Genomic DNA, 4,157 nt, shown 5'->3' on the forward strand with positions numbered 1-4,157 from the left:
GTGCCGATGCGCCCGACCGCCCGCAGCATCGGCGCGAACGACAGCGTCTCCTCATCCACCCGCAAGGACGGCGGCAACATGGCCGTGCGCACGTTGAACAGGGTTTGCCGGATTGCGCGCGGATCGCGGGCCAGCTCGGGTGCATAGCGAACGCGATGACGGGCCTGCAACCATTGCAGCACCTCTGCCTCCATCGGCTCGGCAATCAACAGGTCCATCGCACTCCAGTGTGGGGGCGCACGTGTGCGCTGGCTTACGCTGCCGGGCACCCGGCGTTATTGCGTCGAAAGGGGCGTGACAGAATTGATCACGTTTTATTCCTGAACGATTGTAAGTAAATGCTGATCAACAAAGCGATCTTCCCTGTGGCGGGGCTCGGCACCCGCTTCCTGCCTGCCACCAAGGCGCAGCCCAAGGAAATGCTGCCGGTGGTGGACAAGCCGCTGATCCAGTACGCGGTCGAGGAGGCCTATGCGGCCGGCATTCGCGAGATGATCTTCGTCACCGGCCGCAGCAAGCGCCCGATCGAAGACCACTTCGACATGGCCTACGAACTGGAGATGGAACTCGAGGCCGCCGGCAAGGCCGAGTTGCTGGCGCTGGTGCACCAGGTCAAGCCCGACGACATGGAGTGCGTCTACGTGCGCCAGGCCAAGATGATGGGCCTGGGGCATGCGGTGCTGTGCTCGGAGCGTTTGGTGCGCAACGAGCCTTTCGCGGTGCTGCTGGCCGACGACCTGATGGTCGGCACCACGCCGATCCTCAAGCAGATGGTCGAACAGTTCGAGGAATGGCGCGCCTCGATCATCGCCGTGCAGGAAGTGCCGGCCGATCAGACGCGGCGCTACGGCATCGTCGACGGCACGCCGGTCAACGACCGCATGATGGACATCACCGCCATTGTCGAAAAGCCCGCGCCCGAAGACGCGCCGTCGCTGCTCGGTGTGGCCGGTCGCTACATCCTCATGCCCGACGTGTTCTCCGAGATTCGCGCCCAGCCGCGTGGCGTGGGCGGCGAGATCCAGCTCACCGACGGCATCGCCGGACTGCTGCGGCGCCAGAAGGTGTTCGCCTACCGCTACGAAGGCAAACGCTACGACTGCGGCAGCAAGGAAGGCTTCCTGCAAGCCAATGTGGAACTGGCGCTAGCGCATCCTGAGGTCAGCGCAAGCTTTCGCGAATACCTCAAGTCGCTGGATATCTGAGCCGGCGCCGGCGCTGCGCGAGCCGCTTCGGCCCCAGAAGCAGAAAGCCACCTTCCTGGTGGCTTTCTTCATTGCGCCGGCATCTGCCTTACCGGCGCCGCAGCCAGTGGATGTACTCGTTGCCCGCCGTCTGCTGCTCGACCAGCTCGTTGCCTGTCTGGCGCGCGAAGGCCTGGAAGTCGCGCACCGAGCCAGGGTCCGTGGCCACGATCTTCAGCGTCTGGCCGCTCGTCATGTCGGCCAGCGCCTTCTTGGCCTTGAGGATGGGCAGCGGACAGTTGAGGCCGCGCGTGTCGATTTCCTTGTTCGCTTCCATGCTCGCTGCCCCGTGCTGTGATTTGCTCAGCGATTCTAGGCTTCGAGTCGTGCCGCGGCGCCCCGCCATTGCGGCTCGATGCCACGCCCTCCGCAGCCAGCGCTCAGGCGGGGAACACGCCGGTGGAAAGATAGCGGTCGCCGCGGTCGCAGACCACGAAGACGATGGTCGCGTTCTCGACCGTCTGCGCCACCTGCAAGGCGGCCCAGCAGGCGCCCGCCGCCGAAATGCCGGCGAAGAGGCCTTCCTCGCGCGCGAGCCGGCGCGCCATCTCTTCGGCGTCGGACTGGCTCACGTTGATGGTTTCGTCGACCCGGCTCGGCTCGTAGATCTTGGGCAGGTAAGCCTCGGGCCATTTGCGGATGCCCGGGATGCGCGAGCCCTCGCTCGGTTGCGCGCCGACGATGCGCACCGTGGGGTTCTGCTCCTTCAGATATCTGGACACGCCGGTGATCGTGCCCGTGGTGCCCATCGCGCTCACGAAATGCGTGATGCGGCCCTCGGTGTCACGCCAGATCTCGGGGCCAGTGGTTTCGTAATGGATGCGCGGGTTGTCGGCGTTGGCGAACTGGTCGAGCACGCGGCCCTTGCCTTCGCTTTGCAGCTTTTCCGCGAGGTCGCGCGCGTACTCCATGCCACCCGCCTTGGGCGTGAGGATCAACTGGGCGCCGAAGGCCTTCATGGACTGCGCGCGCTCGATGCTCAGGTCTTCGGGCATGACCAGCAGCATGCGGTAGCCGCGGATCGCGGCGGCCATGGCCAACGCGATGCCGGTGTTGCCCGAGGTCGCCTCGATGAGGGTGTCGCCGGGCTTGATCTCGCCGCGCTCCTCGGCGCGGCGGATCATGCTGATGGCCGCGCGATCCTTCACCGAGCCGGCCGGGTTGTTGCCTTCGAGCTTGCCGAGAAGGACGTTGCCGCGCTGTTCGTTGGCAAGGCCAGGCAGTCGCACGAGCCGCACGAGCGGCGTGGCGCCGATGGTGTCTTCGAGGGTCGGGTAGCGGGGCATGAGCAGGCCTTTCTGGGACGATTGTCGCAGGAGCAAGGAGGCCCCATGGCAGAATCCCGACGACTCAGCACACCGGGCCTCGGTGGCGAAATCGGTAGACGCGCGGGACTCAAAATCCCGTTCCGCAAGGAGTGACGGTTCGAGTCCGTCCCGAGGCACCACCCCGCATCACGCCGCCCTTCATCCGGAGATTTACCTCCGAGCGCGCGTCCTTCGCGACCCAAGACCCTGCCCATGCCGCCGCTGCCTCCGATCACCCAGGCCCTGCTACTGATCAACGTCGCGGTGTTCTGCCTCGCCCAGTTCGTCGGCCCGTGGTTCCTGCAGTTGTTCGCACTGTGGCCACTGGGCGGCAACTTCTTGCCGTGGCAGGTGGGCACGTACAGCTTCCTGCACGGCTCGATCGGCCACCTGTTCTTCAACATGCTCGGCTTGTGGATGTTCGGCGCGGAGCTCGAGCGGCTGTGGGGCACCCGCCGCTATCTGCAGTTCTACGGCGCCAGCGTGCTCGCGGCGGCCGTGGCGCAACTGCTGGTCGCCGCGCTGCTCGGCTCGCCGTATCCCACCGTGGGCGCCTCCGGCGGCCTGTTCGGACTGCTGCTGGCTTTCGGCATGCTGTTTCCCAACCGCATCATCATGCCGTTGTTCCCACCGATCCCGATGAAGGCGCGCAACTTCGTCATCCTCTTCGGTGCGATCGAACTCGCACTCGGCGTCTACAGCCCGGCCGGTGGCGTGGCGCACTTCGCGCACCTCGGCGGCATGGTCGGCGGCTTTGTGATGATCCGTTACTGGCGCGGCCAGCCGCCGTTCGGCCGGCGCCGCCGCTGACGACGCCCGCGGCGGGTTTCATTCACCGCAAAGTCCCCGTCGCCCGCTCGGGCGGCATGGCGGTTCATGCTGCGGCACGCGCGTTCACAACGCGCAAAAGGCCGGTCATGAACGCAACGCCCGTTACCCACACGCCAACGCTGCAGGCTCTGGACGACGACCTGCAGCGCCTGCGCTTCAGCCGCCACCGGCCGGTGATGACGCTGGCCGCGATGCTGCTCGGCGTGGCGCTCACAGCGCCGGGCGTGGCCGCGGCAGAACCCGGCAGGGCAGCCACGCCTTCCCAGGCCGCCGCTTCCCACAGCCAGGCGCTGGCGCTGCAGCGCGCCAGCAATGCGGTCGTCGGCATCGAGGTCAAGGCCGTCGAGCAGGCGCAGTCGAGCGAAACCCTCGGCCGCCAGCGCAGCGGCTCGGGCGTGGTCATCGGCGACGACGGCGAGGTGCTGACCATCGGCTACCTGCTGCTCGAGGCCGACGAGGTGAGCCTGTTGCTCGACAGCGGCAAGCGGGTGCCGGCCCGCGTGCTCGGCATGGATCTGGCCTCGGGTTTCGGCCTGGTGCAAGCCCTGGTGCCGATCGAAGTGCCGGCCGCGCCAATGGCGAGCGACACGGGGGTGAGCACAGACGAGTCGCTGCTGCTCGTGAGCGGCGGCAACGAGGGTGCGGTGAGCGTGGCGCGGCTCTCCGCGCGGCGCGCGTTTTCCGGCTACTGGGAATACCACATCGACACCGCCCTCTTCACCCGCCCGCCGCGCACGGATCACAGCGGCGCCGGCCTCTTCAACGCGCGCGGCGA

At 67.1% G+C, this 4,157-nt stretch carries 5 protein-coding genes, 1 tRNA gene and 1 pseudogene; 4 read left to right on the top strand and 3 right to left on the bottom strand.

Annotation, left to right across the window (positions count from 1 at the left end; translation table 11 throughout):
* A pseudogene (locus H0W38_RS17850) lies at nt 1-218 on the bottom strand (phosphoglycerate dehydrogenase); the annotation flags it as partial.
* A gap of 120 nt (nt 219-338) precedes the next feature.
* Here H0W38_RS17850 and galU point away from each other — a divergent pair.
* Nucleotides 339-1,205 (top strand): UTP--glucose-1-phosphate uridylyltransferase GalU, encoded by an 867-nt coding sequence (galU, locus tag H0W38_RS17855; protein WP_292456588.1) that lies wholly within the window; start codon nt 339-341, stop codon nt 1,203-1,205.
* Nucleotides 1,206-1,293: 88 nt separating this feature from the next.
* Here galU and H0W38_RS17860 read toward each other — a convergent pair whose 3' ends face one another.
* Entirely contained in the window at nt 1,294-1,521 is a 228-nt protein-coding gene (locus tag H0W38_RS17860; protein ID WP_292446487.1) for a sulfurtransferase TusA family protein, read from the bottom strand.
* Nucleotides 1,522-1,624: 103 nt separating this feature from the next.
* On the bottom strand, nt 1,625-2,530 hold the full coding sequence (gene cysM, locus H0W38_RS17865) for a cysteine synthase CysM (RefSeq protein WP_292456589.1): 906 nt from the start codon (nt 2,528-2,530) through the stop codon (nt 1,625-1,627).
* A 76-nt stretch (nt 2,531-2,606) separates the two neighbouring features.
* On the opposite strand from cysM, the gene H0W38_RS17870 reads away from it, so the two are divergent.
* The 3 genes from H0W38_RS17870 to H0W38_RS17880 form a co-directional block, all read left to right on the top strand.
* A tRNA-Leu gene (locus H0W38_RS17870) sits at nt 2,607-2,691 on the top strand.
* 73 nt (nt 2,692-2,764) lie between these two features.
* Nucleotides 2,765-3,361 (top strand): rhomboid family intramembrane serine protease, encoded by a 597-nt coding sequence (locus H0W38_RS17875; protein WP_292456592.1) that lies wholly within the window; start codon nt 2,765-2,767, stop codon nt 3,359-3,361.
* Between the two features lie 107 nt (nt 3,362-3,468).
* On the top strand, nt 3,469-4,157 hold a 689-nt coding region (locus H0W38_RS17880; RefSeq protein ID WP_292456594.1), incomplete at its 3' end, for a serine protease.

The sequence above is a fragment of the Methylibium sp. genome, from assembly GCF_013817365.1.
Lineage (GTDB): Bacteria > Pseudomonadota > Gammaproteobacteria > Burkholderiales > Burkholderiaceae_C > Methylibium.

Excerpts from the sequence above, each read along its gene's own strand:
- cysM (WP_292456589.1), bottom strand. The coding sequence starts at position 2,530 with ATGCCCCGCTACCCGACCCTCGAAGACACCATCGGCGCCACGCCGCTC.
- H0W38_RS17860 (WP_292446487.1), bottom strand. The coding sequence starts at position 1,521 with ATGGAAGCGAACAAGGAAATCGACACGCGCGGCCTCAACTGTCCGCTG.
- H0W38_RS17875 (WP_292456592.1), top strand. The coding sequence starts at position 2,765 with ATGCCGCCGCTGCCTCCGATCACCCAGGCCCTGCTACTGATCAACGTC.
- galU (WP_292456588.1), top strand. The coding sequence starts at position 339 with ATGCTGATCAACAAAGCGATCTTCCCTGTGGCGGGGCTCGGCACCCGC.